Here is a 13643-nt window from a genome sequence, read left to right as displayed (position 1 = left end):
ATTATAGACATTGCGCAGCAGCTCAAGGGCGGCAATCAGCTGCTCGGTGGTATAATCGGGACTCCGCATGATGCCGGAGCTGAGGAACAGGCCCTCTATGTAATTGCGGCGGTAGAACTGCATCGTAAGGTTGGCAATCTCCTCGGGTGTAAACGCAGCTCGCCGTGTAGGATTGGATTTGCGGTTCACGCAGTAGGCGCAGTCATAGATGCAGCCGTTAGTCATAAGTACCTTGAGCAGGGAAATGCAGCGCCCGTCTGCTGCGAAGCTGTGGCAGATACCCATGCTGACCGCATTGCCCAGGCTTCCGGGCTGCCCTGAACGGCTTGAACCGCTTGAGGTGCAGGCTACATCATATTTAGCCGAAGCTGTTAAAATTTCAAGTTTCTCCATCATATCCACGGAAACACACTCCTCATAAGGAGTAGTATAACACGAACAAATGTTCCTGTCAAAGTCATTCAGAGGCTGATGAATGTAACAACCAGCTCGCCAAAAAGAGCCTTGCCGCCGGACTTCAGCGTAAGGCTCCTTTCTGCTTATAGGAGTTGTAAATGCAGGCGCTTGCATCCTCTATCAACGGATATTAAGCATAGGCGCGGACTTCAATAATCTCTGCATAAGGGGAACCATTAGTTGCTGTAACGACTACCCTGACAGCCCGGGTCTCAAGCGGGGCTTCCAGCAGATGAACCCGGTTCCGCTTCCGGTTGTTCTGCTCACTAAGCATGGTCACCCAGTTTCCTGTATCATCCAGCGATTCGAGACGATAGCAGCGGACCATTTCGGGAATCACTTCGAAAGGCGTCCGGTGATGATGCAGATTGATCAGATCCTCATTCACATCATCATTAAATATAAGCTGGATTTCCCGGATCTGCTGCTTCTCTGCCCATTCCAGGGCAAGCCAGGGCTCTGTATCCTGTTCAAGAGATTCCGAGAGCCAGAGATGCGGTCCGCCATACGGCCGCCGGTAGCCGTCTATTGCATGCTCCGGCCGGTAGGCGCTTGTAGGGAAGGAGGTACGCAGGCAAAAGACCTTGCGGACCAGGCGTTTGGTGCTCCACTCCACCACAGGCTGGCTGCTGTCGTGGTCTTCCAAATCCTTGGAGACCCCGGGAGCTGCCCCCCGCTCCAGGGCCAGCAGTCCGCTCAGCGGCTTAGCGGTAAGATACAGCTGAATGGCTGGATTCCTGCGTACGATGATAAAGGCATTTTGGGCCTCTGCCGGTGTCCAGTCCAGGCTGACGGGTACCCATTGCCTGTCTCCTGCGCTTACAGATATTTCAGTCTCATATTCCAGTACAGCTGGCACGTAATTTTCCGGCCGGCCGGTGCTCCAGAGTTCAACCTTCAGCGCCGTATCCTGTGCTGCATCCAGCAGCCATTCCAGGGTTCCGCTTATCCCCGGATCAGCGGGAAGCAGCATGGCAATGTCATGCTCCAGGGAATATCTTTCCTCGCCTGCCCCGATGGAGATCCCAGACAGGAAGGAGGAGGCGGACACCTTGGCCTGGCGGGCTAGGTCGGCAGCATCACAGTTGACCAGGCCGAGAACCGAAGCATCCTGCTTCAGCAGCATCTGCTGCAGGGCCGGAGTATGCTCCCGCGACAGCTCTGCAGGCGTTAGGCCCTTATCCACACAAAGTGCGGCGGCTGTTCCGGCTGCCTCGCCCATGATGGCGCAGGTGGCCATGACTCTCGTGGTCCCAAACGCGACATGGGTCGCGCTAATGTTGCGCCCGGCAAACAGCAGATTGGACACATTGGCCGAATACAGGCTGCGCAGCGGGATATGGTAGTTGCCGTCGGCATGCATATGCTTCGAGCCGCTGGCTTCCGCATACATGCCCTGCGGCGGATGCAGATCAATTGACCAGCCGCCGAAGGCTACCCGGTCCTCAAACAGCTTCTGGCTGATAATATCATTCTGGGTCAGCGTATATTCTCCGGTGAAGCGGCGGTATTCCCGCTTGCCCGGCTGGGAGCCGACCCATTCGAGGGTCATGTTCGCGGCATCGAATTGGCCGGAATTCTTGATATAATCCCAGATTCCGTAGATGACAGCCCAGAGCTCGTCACGGATCCGTTCGTTGTCGTGTACGATATCCAGCTCCCCGCCCCATTCGATCCACCAGTAATGGCAGCCCGAATCGCCGCTGCGGATAACCCGCTTCATCGGGATGTTCGTCTGAGAAATATCCTTGGCAAAGGATGGCGGAACGAATCTCACGGGATGACCGGCATCCTTGGTATAGAAGAGCAGCGTACTGCCGAGTGTAATGTCGTCAGCTGTGTCCGGGGCCCATTCTTCATTATATTCATGCCGCGCTTCCCGGCCGATCCGGAATTTGGCCCCGGCCAGGAATCCGATCAGGCCGTCGCCCGTACAATCGAGGAAGACCGGACTCTCAAAGCGGATTCTCCGCTCCGAGCCCATCATCCAGCCGGTAACCGCTTGGACCTGCCGCGCGTCTTCTTCGCCTCCGGCCTCTACTTCATGCACATCCGTATTGAGGTAGAGTGCAATATTGGGCTCGGCGAGGACGGTTTCCAGAATAACCAGATCCCACAGATAGGGATTGCCGTCCGGATTGCGGTACTGGTTCTCCACGAACAGCTCGCCCATGATTCCCGTCTCCCGGGCATAGCGATTCGTGCCGTGGGCGGTTGCCCCGCATACCCATACCCGGACCTCGCTGCTGGAATTGCCTCCGAGGACTGGACGGTTCTGAATCAGCGCAACCTTTTTGCCGAGGCGGGCCGCGGCAACGGCGGCGCATACCCCTGCCAGTCCTCCGCCCACTACCGTAACGTCACTGCGTACATGCTCCATTTTCATAACTGTTTCGCTCTCCCTTCATGCAGGCTGATCAGCCTTTAACTGCCGAGCTTGCCACACCTTCGATAATATATTTCTGCCCGATCAGGAATACGAGGATCATCGGGATAATACCGGCGGTCGCTGCCGCCATCATTCCGTTGTAGTCCACGTTATTCTCGAGAATGAAATTCTGCAGGCCAAGCGGAACGGTGAACAGGTCATGGTCGATCAAAAAGACAAGTGCATTCTCATAGTCATTCCAGTGCCATGAGAAGTCGATGATCGCCAGGGTAGCCAGCGAAGGCTTGGCCATCGGCAGGATAATCCGCGAGAAGATCCGGAAATGGCCGGCGCCGTCGATAAAGGCCGCTTCAGAAATCTCATGGGGTACGGAGAGAAAAAACTGCCGCATCATAAATACCCCGAAGATGGTGAACATACCGGGCAGAATAAGCGCCCAGTGGGTGTTGAAAATGCCGGCCCAGTCGAACATGATGAATTTGGGTACAAACAGCACCTGAGGAGGGATCATCATCATAGATAAATACACCATAAACATTGTATTCCGGCCTTTGAACTCTATTCTGGCAAATCCATAGGCGGCTAAGGCGGACAAGCAGACAGCGCCTATGGTGCTGAGCACAGCAACCTTCAATGAATTCAGATAATACAGCACAAAGCTGTTATCCCCCGTCCAGACCTTCACATGATGGCTCCAATTGAAATGAGCGGGAATCCACCGGATCGGATACTGGAATACTTCCGCCGGGGTCTTAAATGAGGTACTGATCATCCACAGGAAGGGCACGACCATCACGATGCTGAAGAACAGCATAATCAGCGTGGTGATGCTCTTATTCATTATTGTTTTATTCAATGTTCTCAGCTCCTTAGTAGTGAACCCAGCGTTTCTGGCCCAGCCATTGAATGACGGTGAAAATCATGATAATCAGGAACAGGGCCCAGGATACGGCAGAAGCATAGCCCATTTCGTAATAGCGGAAGGCATTCTGGTAGATGAAGAGGGATAACACAGTCGTGCTGTTCCCCGGTCCGCCCTGGGTGATCGCCTGAATGATCCCAAACTGCTTAATCGACATGATGAGTCCGGTGATCAGCAGCAGAAACGTTGTTGGACTGACCAGCGGCCACAGGATACTGCGTACGGTCTGCCAGGTGCGGGCACCGTCGATTTTGGCGGCTTCCAATAATTCGGAGGATACTTCCTGCAAGGCAGCCAGATAGATGATCATGTTATAGCCGAGCATAAACCAGACCCAGATAATGTCGATAGCATACATTGAGGAATCCATAGTGGATAACCAGCCGGGAGGATTCGCAATGCCGATGGAGCGCAATATGCCGTTAATCGGCCCGTTGTTCGGCTGAAACAGCAGCATCCAGACGAAGGCTACGGCGACCCCGCTTGTAATGTAAGGCATGAAATATAAGGCGCGGAGCAGCTTTTTCATATACACGGAACGGTTTAAAATCACGGCCACGATGAACGCCAGCCCGATGGAGACAGGCACAGAGAGCAGGAACAGCAGCGTATTCTTGATTGCCGTATAAAAGATGTCATCGCCAAGCATCCTTTGAATGTTGGCCATGCCGGTAAATTTGGTATTTGGATCCATGAATTTGTAATCCGTGAACATAAGGTAAAACGAATAGACGGCAGGGATTATAAAGAATAAAATCACGCCAATCATATTTGGCCCGATAAAAAGATAGCCCAGATACTGCTGCCGTTTCATCCAAGATGCCTTCACATAGCCCCACTCCTTTTGGTCTTTTGCTTGCACCTCAAGCATATCAAGCGGGCGGAGGAGGGATAAGGAACAAAACCAATGACTTCATGCTACAGAAATATACATTTTCCCTGGCGGAAGGGCGGTATCTCCGTAGTTTTGTTCTATGCAAAAAGGGATGCCCCGGACAGCCGCAACGGCCCCTCGGGACATCCCTTTGAAATTGAGAAACAGATAGCTACATGCTGATTGGCTGCTGCCTGCCTTTGTTTGCCTGTCTGAACTGGCTTGGCGTCTGCGAGGTGAGGCGCTTGAATATTTTGATGAAGTAATTATCGTTGACGAATCCGACCCGGTTTCCGATCTCGTATACGGGCATGTCGGAATGAAGAAGATACTCTATCGCCTGATTTACGCGGATTTGATGTAGGTAATGGATCAGGGTCTGTCCTGTTTTTCTTTTAAATAGCGTGCTGACATAATTCTCGGCCATCATGACATACTGGGACATCGACTTTACGGTAATATCCTGGTCATAATTGGCATGCAGATACTGCAGAATCTTCTGGATTTCCGGATGGGAGGTGACCTCCTCAGGAAGCGGTGACGGCAGCTCAGCCGACAGGCTCCGGGTATCCCTGCTGCCAGCTGCACCGGCCTTCGGCAGTTCCTTGCTGATCTTCTGCAGCGTCTCACGCAGCGAATTTACACTCATGGACAGCTTCAAAATATAGTTGGAGGCACCGTATTCCATCGCCTGCCGGACATATTCGAAGTCGCTCATACAGGTAAGCATCACAAAACGGGAGGTGTAGCCTTCTTCCCGGGTTCTTCGGAGCAGCTCCACACCATCCATTTCCGGCATGATGATATCGCTGATGACCAGGTCAGGCGTATCCTGCCGGATCATGTCCAGCGCTTCTGCGCCATTTCCTGCTTCTCCGCTGACGGTAAAGCCCAGCTCTTCCCAGGCGATGATCTCCCGTACCGATTCCCGCACAAATACCTCATCCTCGACCAGCAGTACTTTCCACATGCAGATAACCTCCCGGGTGTACATGATATTAAGCCGGATGCTCATTGCCATAAGGGGTGGACAACAGAAACGGAATCGTGAACCGGACCATTACACCTTCACTGGAGGACAGAACCTCAATCGACCCTTCCCCGCGGAACAGCAGGCGGAGCCGTTCTTTAATATTGCTTAATCCGATGCCGGGGCGCTTGCGCGGTGCCCGGTTCTTGCCGGCCTGCTCCATGCCGACGCCGTTGTCCTTAATCTCAACAATCAGTTTAGGCCCATCGCGCCGTAATGCAATTTGGATGAGCCCGTTACCCGGCAGTGCGGTAATCCCGTGAACAATGGCGTTCTCCACCAGAGGCTGGAGACTCAGCTTGGGCACAAGCGCATAAAGGATGTCTTCCTCATAATCATAGGTCACGTCGAATTTATGGCGGTAGCGGAACTGCTGAATATGAACGTAGGCCTGCACCAGCTCGAGCTCATCCTTCAGATGAATCAGATCCTTGTCGGTATTCAAGCTGGCTTCCAGCAGCCTGCCGAGGGAAAGGGTCATGTTCGTAATGTCCTCATTATTCTCGCGGATCGCCATCCATTTGGTCGTATTCAGCGTATTCAGCAGGAAGTGGGGATTCGTCTGCGCCAGCAGCATTTGAAAATGCACAGCTTCCTTCTGGCGCTCCTCCGCCTTCAGCTTCTGAATCAGCAGGTTGGTGTCATCAAGCATCGTATTGAAGCTCTTGGTCAAATCGAGAATCTCACCGCTGAATTTATGCTCCGGCAGGCGGATTTTCAGGTTTTTTTGCACAGCCGCCTTCATTTTATTCTGTAAATGGGACAAGGGGCGGGTAATGGTCGTAGAAATGACCAGCGTGATCATCAGAAAGATTCCGGTCAGGGCAAAGAAGGTAAGGAAGTACCGTTGTTTCAGCCCTTCGATCTCAACAAACAGCACAGACAGGGGAATGCGGTTAACAATATACCAGTCCAGGGACTCCACATAAATATAATTAATCAGGGAATTTGAAGCCTTGTCGATAAAATACTGCTGCCCGGGATGTGCGGCGATCCTGGCTTTGACTTCCTCTGCGAGCACGCTGTCCGGGACAGACTGGGAGATATTTTCCCCCGAGCGGGTGATCAGGAAGTACTGCTGCTGCAGGTCAGACTGCTTGTGAATGGACCGCAGCCAATAGGAATAGTCAATGCTGATCCGGGCCATTCCGTAGGTCTGATTCTGCGTGTCCTCCAGATAAGCGTATAAAGACAGCAGATAGGCGCTCGTGGAAACATCCCGTAACACATAATTACCGTCACTCGGAACCCAGTGGTAAGAGCTTGTATTCATCTGGCTTCTGTTAAAGCCGGGATTGTTGCGCAGGTCCTTGTAAATGAGAGCGTCCTTTGGCGGATAGGAAGTGTATACGCTTTCAGTTAGGTCCAGAATCATGAAATAAACCGAAGGATTATAGAGAAAGAAGCTGTTGTTCAGATTCTTGAAGATGTTCTCCATTAGCCGTTTGTTCTCCAGCTCATTGCGCTGCTCGGGATGAATCAGCACCGACTTAACCGTGTCGTCCTGCTGCAGAAAGATGAGTGTCTTAAAAGCGATACTGATCTGATCCTCCAGTGTGCGGTACATCTGCTCCAGCTGGTAATGGCTCTGCTGGCTGATCTTTTTCTGGACCAGGGTCTCGATGCGCTGGAAATTATACAGATTCAGGGCACCGAAGGGCAGCAGAATCAGACATACAAAGGCAGTAAACAGACGGTATTTCAACTTTTGAGGAACCAGAAAACGGATTAGTCTGGGCACCCGGATGCGACCTCCCATGCGCTGCAGTATGGTAAACGGTTCAAGGGCATGCTTTGCTTCAAATTATACCATATTAAATAATCTGCACAGCCGTTATCTAAAATTGCATGGTTTTGTTGCAGAAACCCAGTCCTCTCACTGAAAAAAGAAGAGAATTGTTCTATCGGCATGGCTTGACAATATAAAAAGAGCGGGCTATGCCCGCTCCATTCAAGCTATAGTCTGAAAGTCAGCAGTGGACGCATGAATCCGGCAAGCCGTTCACCGATTTGAATCATGCCGGAATTGGCCGGATGCAGTAGGTCATGGGATAAGCCCCGCCAGTCCTCCAGCAGGTCCCGCCCGTCTACATAATAAACATGGGGAAAGCCGGAACTTTCTGCGGCTTCCTTAAGCACCTGCCTGTACTCAAGGCTGGTGGACTGCATCTCCCGGCCGGGCCAGGACCAGCCGAGGTCGGCGAAGCTTGGGAACAGGCCGATGCATACCAGCGGTTTGCCCGGGCGGGCAGCAGTGATGGTATGAATCATCGCCTTCACCTTCCCGCTGAATTCTCCGGCGGAGATGCCTTGGTTGAGCATGTTGACAGACAGGCATAGAGAGGCGATATCCCAATCGCTCCTGGCAGCGATATGATCGGCGATTGCCTGCTCACAATAGGCGGTGCCGGGCATGCCGAGATTAACGGCATCCATGCCAAGCCTCCAGGCGGTCTGGCTGACATAAGACAGCTCAGGGGAAGAGGCCGAGAGGCCGAAGGTAATAGATGTGCCGTAAGCCAAATACCGGAGCGCCGGCACTTCATGCCGCAGCGGGGGGCGGAGCTGCTCCTGTGCCAAGTCCACCAGATGGACCTCATAGCCCTGGATTACAATCCGCCAGATGGCACCGAAGGACTGCCGCGGAACCTGCTCCCGCCAGGGAGACCTGAACTGGAACATCGGCTCCAGTTCGCCCGTGCTGATGTTCAGCGGTGTTTCCCCGATCATGTAATCCTCCATCCAATAATCGCCATAGAATACCTGAGCCTTGCTTGAACCGCCATAGCTGGCCAAGGTAACCGAGGCTCCGCCTGCTGAAGCAAAGCGGACTTCAATAGCGGCGGCTCTGCGGATTTGCTCCCGCCCCTTCTCCAGCAGGCCGGAGCGGACGGTTTCCGGCACACGCTGCATCAGCAGCCCGGGCCGTCCTTCAATATGGACCAGCTCCTCTACATTGTGCAGCTCTGCCTGGCCATAGATCATGGTTTCTCCCCCTTTGGTGTGAGGGTAATCCTCCTTATTTGTTCTGTTTCAAATAGTCATTATGCCGGCTTACCATGGCACTTATGGTCTGATCAAGCGATTGTGAGCCAAGGAAATACTTCTCATACTCCTGGGCGCGCAGATCCATAACCTCCTGCGGCAGGCTGCGCACATAAGTCGGTGTAGTATTGTCGAACATGACATACATAAGGGAATCGAGATCATAGGTGTCGCTTTTTTCACCAAGGAGACTGTCCAGCGCTTCTTCCTGGTTGGCGTCTTTGGATGCCGGCAGTCTTCCGCCGGCGGCCATAGGCGCCATGCCTCCGTCGGCATACCACTTCAGGAATTCCCAGGCGGCTTCCTGATGTTTGGATTTGGCATTGATCGAGATATAGTCACCCAGGCCACCGCGGGTCACATACTTGTCCGCACTCTCAGCTAGCCGGGGGACAGGGGCGAAGGCGATTTTGAAATCACGGGGGAAGTCCGTGAAGTTGTTGGAGCTTCTCAGCAGCCATGCCCCGATGTTGAGCATAGGCACCTCACCGCTAAGAAAGACCTGTTCAACCGGCATTTTAGAAGTTAATTGCTCGCCGAGCGGCGGTGTGGTCTTATCGTCGACCATCATCGCATTCAGCGTTTCCAGCCATTTTTTAACGAGGGGATGATCCAGATTGGAGCTGCCGTCCGCCTTGGTGTATCCTTCCTGGGACAGCACAGAATCAATAGGGTCGACATAGGGCTCCATATTCTGAATGAATCCGTAGCCTGAACCGGTTTGGAGCTTCTTCGCATATTCGCGCAGCTCATCCCAGGTCCAATCCTTCGGGACCGGCAGATTCGCGGCGTCTAACGCATCCTTATTGAGTGCAATGAAGTACGGGCTTTTCGTCGTAGGGACACCGTAATACTTATCGTCAATTTTCCAGCTGCCCGCATCTGCACCCATTTTTTCATCGATATTGTAGTCACTGAATTGGCTCAGATCGAGTGCCAGGTTGGACTCTACCCGTTTTGCGGCGTGGGAGATGGTATAGTTCACGAATAAATCTACATCCTGCCCGGTAATCATTGCCGTATCTAGCTTGAGGTTCCCGTCATCATCATTCACGAAGCGGACATATTCCACTTGAATCTCAGGATGCTCCTTGTTCCAATTATCGATAACCTCCTGCGGACCGGATTCCGGCGGCACGCCGCCCCACATCTTAAGCGTAACCGTGTCTTTTGATTGGGAAGAACCATTACTGCCAGCGCTTTCATTATTTGAGGCGGATGAATTGCTGCCGTTGCCGGAACATCCTGCAAGCAGCCCCATGAGCACAACCAGCGATGTGAATCCGGTGAGCCAACGTTTCTTTTTCAAAAGCGACAACCTCCCTGTGTGAACCTTATATTGTCGTTGCAAATCAAGAATAGCAGATCAGGAAAATCGTCAGAAGTAACAAAATAACGGAGAATATGGAACATAACTTTTCAATTTTCAGGCCGGACTCCGCGGAAATACATTAAAACGTTCTATTTCATCCCCGTCATGGCAGAGCCGTGCAGCAAAAATGTAACCGCATACCTGCTTATGCTATAATAACAGTTAATAGAGATAGAATGAGCATCGTAAGCTGTGCAAAAATAGACTGGGAGTGTTGCATAAATGAGAGGATATAATATCATGCGGCCGATTATGCTGATTTTGGTCGCACTGGTGACGAGGACCCTGGTGAATACGATATGCCTATTGTTTGGGATGACGCCGGAATCGGCAGGCAGTGTGGCGATGATCGGGATGATTATTGCTGCGCTGATTATGTACAACCGGATGATGAAGAGCCGCCGTAAATAATACGTACCGTCTGGACGACATTTACAAGCCCGCTCTCCGAGCGGGCTTTGTGCTGATTTTTGAAGAAAATTTGTAATAATCCTATCAAACCTTTGATTCTTGTAAGGGGATTCTTTATAGTGAGGGGTATGCATAGGTTCGTGGAAAATTAGAATTTTCGGAAGGGCTGTACCGCCTTTCTATAGAACCTGCAATGGATAGCGACATGAGAAACGGGAGGAAGCAACTTGAGCACAGATAAAATTGGAATTCCATTAGAAGGCTTTGCTGAGTTTAGCAGAGTAGTCGCTGCAGAAGGCGCAGTCCTGTTGAAAAATGAAGGGAATATACTGCCGCTCCGCAAGAACGAAACCGCTTCAGTTTTTGGCAGAACCCAAGTGAACTATTACCGGAGCGGTACCGGATCCGGCGGAAGTGTGCATGTAGCTTATACGACCAATCTGCTGGACGGGCTCCGCAGTAAAAAGAATATTAAGGTCAATGAGGAGCTGGCGGCGGTCTATGAGCAGTGGATCGGGCAGAATCCGTTTGACAATGGCGGAGGCGGCTGGGCAGCAGAGCCTTGGCACCAGAAGGAAATGCCGCTGTCTGATGAGCTGGTGCAGCAGGCCAAAAGCCGGTCCGACAAGGCAATCATCGTCATCGGACGCACTGCCGGAGAAGACCAGGATAATGCCGACGAGCCGGGCAGTTATCAGCTGAACGATGAAGAAAAAGCGATGCTGAAGCAGGTAACCGCTTATTTCGAGCAAACCATAGTCGTGCTCAACGTGTCGAACATTATCGATATGAGCTGGCTGAACGATGAAAGCTATGCCAACCCGATTTCTTGCGTTATTTATTCCTGGCAGGGCGGTATGGAAGGCGGCAATGCGATTGCCGACGTGCTGGCCGGAGACGTAACGCCAAGCGGCAAGCTGACCGACACGATTGCGTATTCTATCGGGGATTATCCGTCGACGGTTAATTACGGCAATGAGTTCACCAACCTGTATCAGGAAGATATCTATGTGGGTTACCGTTATTTTGAAACATTCTGCCCGGAGAAGGTTCAATATGAATTTGGGTACGGGCTGTCGTATACAACCTTCAGCGTGGAGCCGGAAGAAGCGAAGCTGTCGGCCAAAGACGGCAAGACTTATGCGTCGATTGACGTAACCGTAACCAATACAGGCAATGAGTATGCCGGAAAAGAAGTTGTACAGGTCTATTATGAAGCGCCGCAGGGCAAGCTGGGCCAACCGGTCAAAGCGCTGGCTGCCTTCGGCAAGACCGGACTGCTTCAGCCGGGTCAATCGGAGCGGCTTACCCTCAGCTTCGCCCTCCATTCCATGGCATCTTATGATGACGCCGGTGTGACGGGACATCCGTCCGCGTATGTGCTGGAAGCCGGAACCTACCGTCTATATGCGGGAACCAGCGTGAAGAAGGTACAGGCGATTGCGGTTGAAGGAAAAGAAGGCTACATTCTGGAGACGCTTGAAGTGGTGGAGCAGCTGCAGGAGGCAATGGCGCCGGCCCAGAGCTTTACAAGAATGATGCCGGGAGCCCGCAAGGCAGACGGCACGTATGAACTGACTTATGCGGAAGCGCCGAAGCGGAAGGTGGATATGGCGAAGCGCATTGAGACTAATCTGCCGCAGATACTGCCGCAGACCGGCGATCAAGGCTATAAGCTGCGTGATGTGCATGAGGGCAAAGCCAGCATGGAGGCATTCATCGCCCAGCTGAGTGATGAGGATCTGGCTGCGCTGGTTAGAGGCGAAGGGATGAGCAGTCCGCTCGTTACGCCAGGTACGGCATCGGCCTTCGGCGGAGTGAGCGATCAGCTGTTCAGCTACGGGATTCCGGTGGCCTGTACGTCGGATGGCCCTTCCGGTATCCGTATGGACAGCGGACAGAAGGCTACCCAGGTCGCAATCGGTACGCTGCTTGCGGCAACCTGGAATGCGGAGCTGGTTGAAGAGCTGTACGTCATGGAAGGTCAGGAACTGCTGAGAAACAACATCGACACCCTGCTGGGACCGGGCCTCAATATCCGCCGCAGCCCGCTGAACGGGCGGAACTTTGAGTATTTCTCAGAAGATCCGCTAATCTCCGGAGTATTCGCAGCGGCCTGCACCCGCGGGATTCATACAGGCGGCTCCAACGCTACACTGAAGCATTTTGCCTGCAACAACCAGGAGAAATACCGCAGCAAGGTTGATGCGGTGGTGTCTGAACGCGCACTGCGCGAGATTTATCTGAAAGGCTTCGAAATCGCCGTCAAAGAGGGCGGTGCGAACTCGATCATGACCTCGTACAACCCGGTGAACGGTCACTGGGCGGCGTCCAACTATGACCTCAACACCACGATCCTGCGCGGGGAATGGGGCTTCCGAGGCATTGTGATGACCGACTGGTGGGCGGTTATGAACGATGTTGTTGATGGAGGGGCTCCGGACCGCAAGTTTACGAACTGGATGGTCCGCGCCCAGAATGACCTGTACATGGTGGTCAGCAACTATGGTGCAGAAACCAATGCCTATGGCGATAATACGATTGAATCCCTGGCGGACGGTACGCTTACCCGTGGTGAGCTGCAGCGCAATGCCATCAATATCTGCGAGTTCATTATGCAGGCACCGGTGTTCTCCAGAGATCAGGTGATTGAAGAGAATATAGAAGCTTTCACCGCTAATCCCGCACTATCAGAGGAACAGGCACAATCCGTGTCCGGGCAAGGGCAGATCAGGCTGGCGGCTGGGGGAGAGACTCTCATGAAGGTTGAACAGGCCGGTGTGTACCGGCTATTCGCCCGCGTGATGTCTCCGGACACTGAGCTGGCGCAGAGCGCCTGCAACGTGACCCTTAACGGCCAGGTGCTGACAACCGTTCAAACGAACGGGACAGATGGCAATTGGATTCAGCTGAAGCTGGTTAAGGCTGAGCTGGAAGCAGGCCTGTATGAAATGAAGTTCGAGCATATTAAGCCGGGTATGCAGATTGAATGGATTGAATTCAAGCAGGTGTAGGTTCGGCCGCATATAATATGATAAGAAAAGCCCCAAGACACTCTGGCCTCGTCCCGGATGGTTGGGGCTTTTCGGTGTAATTAATAAGATAAAGCAACAATCCGCCCCCAGTTTCGTCTTAATGATATAG

General features: G+C 52.7%; 10 protein-coding genes. 2 read left to right on the top strand and 8 right to left on the bottom strand.

The features are described from left to right. The 8 genes from AQR02_RS34960 to AQR02_RS26370 form a co-directional block, all read right to left on the bottom strand. The coding region (locus AQR02_RS34960; RefSeq protein ID WP_483414282.1) for a 4Fe-4S cluster-binding domain-containing protein at positions 1 to 393 on the bottom strand (393 nt) is incomplete at its 3' end. Positions 394 to 586: 193 nt separating this feature from the next. Next, positions 587 to 2842 (bottom strand): FAD-dependent oxidoreductase, encoded by a 2256-nt coding sequence (locus tag AQR02_RS26400; protein ID WP_054943330.1) that lies wholly within the window; start codon positions 2840 to 2842, stop codon positions 587 to 589. Positions 2843 to 2873: 31 nt separating this feature from the next. After that, complete coding sequence (locus tag AQR02_RS26395; RefSeq protein ID WP_054943406.1) at positions 2874 to 3686, bottom strand: carbohydrate ABC transporter permease; 813 nt, start codon at positions 3684 to 3686, stop codon at positions 2874 to 2876. A 28-nt stretch (positions 3687 to 3714) separates the two neighbouring features. After that, the gene (locus AQR02_RS26390) at positions 3715 to 4596 is read right to left on the bottom strand and encodes a carbohydrate ABC transporter permease (RefSeq protein ID WP_054943329.1); all 882 of its coding nucleotides are present in this window, start codon (positions 4594 to 4596) and stop codon (positions 3715 to 3717) included. A gap of 217 nt (positions 4597 to 4813) precedes the next feature. Then, positions 4814 to 5611 carry a response regulator gene (locus tag AQR02_RS26385; protein ID WP_054943328.1) on the bottom strand — a complete coding sequence of 266 codons (798 nt, stop codon included), beginning with the start codon at positions 5609 to 5611 and terminating at the stop codon, positions 4814 to 4816. A gap of 28 nt (positions 5612 to 5639) precedes the next feature. Next, positions 5640 to 7412: a sensor histidine kinase gene (locus AQR02_RS26380; protein WP_108722105.1), complete on the bottom strand. Its 1773-nt coding sequence runs from the start codon at positions 7410 to 7412 to the stop codon at positions 5640 to 5642. A 215-nt stretch (positions 7413 to 7627) separates the two neighbouring features. Beyond that, a complete protein-coding gene (locus AQR02_RS26375) occupies positions 7628 to 8656 on the bottom strand; it encodes a GDSL-type esterase/lipase family protein (RefSeq protein WP_054943326.1) in 1029 nt (342 codons plus the stop codon). A 34-nt stretch (positions 8657 to 8690) separates the two neighbouring features. After that, a complete protein-coding gene (locus AQR02_RS26370) occupies positions 8691 to 10025 on the bottom strand; it encodes an ABC transporter substrate-binding protein (RefSeq protein ID WP_245237755.1) in 1335 nt (444 codons plus the stop codon). A gap of 285 nt (positions 10026 to 10310) precedes the next feature. Here AQR02_RS26370 and AQR02_RS26365 point away from each other — a divergent pair, with 285 nt between their 5' ends. Together AQR02_RS26365 and AQR02_RS26360 are read left to right on the top strand one after the other, a co-directional pair. Beyond that, on the top strand, positions 10311 to 10499 hold the full coding sequence (locus AQR02_RS26365) for a hypothetical protein (RefSeq protein ID WP_054943325.1): 189 nt from the start codon (positions 10311 to 10313) through the stop codon (positions 10497 to 10499). A 227-nt stretch (positions 10500 to 10726) separates the two neighbouring features. Continuing rightward, on the top strand, positions 10727 to 13513 hold the full coding sequence (locus tag AQR02_RS26360) for a glycoside hydrolase family 3 C-terminal domain-containing protein (RefSeq protein ID WP_054943324.1): 2787 nt from the start codon (positions 10727 to 10729) through the stop codon (positions 13511 to 13513). Positions 13514 to 13643: the final 130 nt, after the last annotated feature.

This window comes from Paenibacillus ihuae (assembly GCF_001368795.1).
GTDB classification, from domain to species: Bacteria; Bacillota; Bacilli; order Paenibacillales; family Paenibacillaceae; genus Paenibacillus_AQ; species Paenibacillus_AQ ihuae.
Note: the sequence above shows the minus strand (reverse complement) of the source record. Positions and strands in the feature narration are given on the sequence as shown.

What these genes read in the sequence shown, in the direction of transcription:
- AQR02_RS26365 (WP_054943325.1), top strand. Translation starts at nt 10,311, where the DNA reads ATGAGAGGATATAATATCATGCGGCCGATTATGCTGATTTTGGTCGCA.
- AQR02_RS26395 (WP_054943406.1), bottom strand. Translation starts at nt 3,686, where the DNA reads ATGAATAAGAGCATCACCACGCTGATTATGCTGTTCTTCAGCATCGTG.
- AQR02_RS26400 (WP_054943330.1), bottom strand. Translation starts at nt 2,842, where the DNA reads ATGAAAATGGAGCATGTACGCAGTGACGTTACGGTAGTGGGCGGAGGA.
- AQR02_RS26385 (WP_054943328.1), bottom strand. Translation starts at nt 5,611, where the DNA reads ATGTGGAAAGTACTGCTGGTCGAGGATGAGGTATTTGTGCGGGAATCG.
- AQR02_RS26375 (WP_054943326.1), bottom strand. Translation starts at nt 8,656, where the DNA reads ATGATCTATGGCCAGGCAGAGCTGCACAATGTAGAGGAGCTGGTCCAT.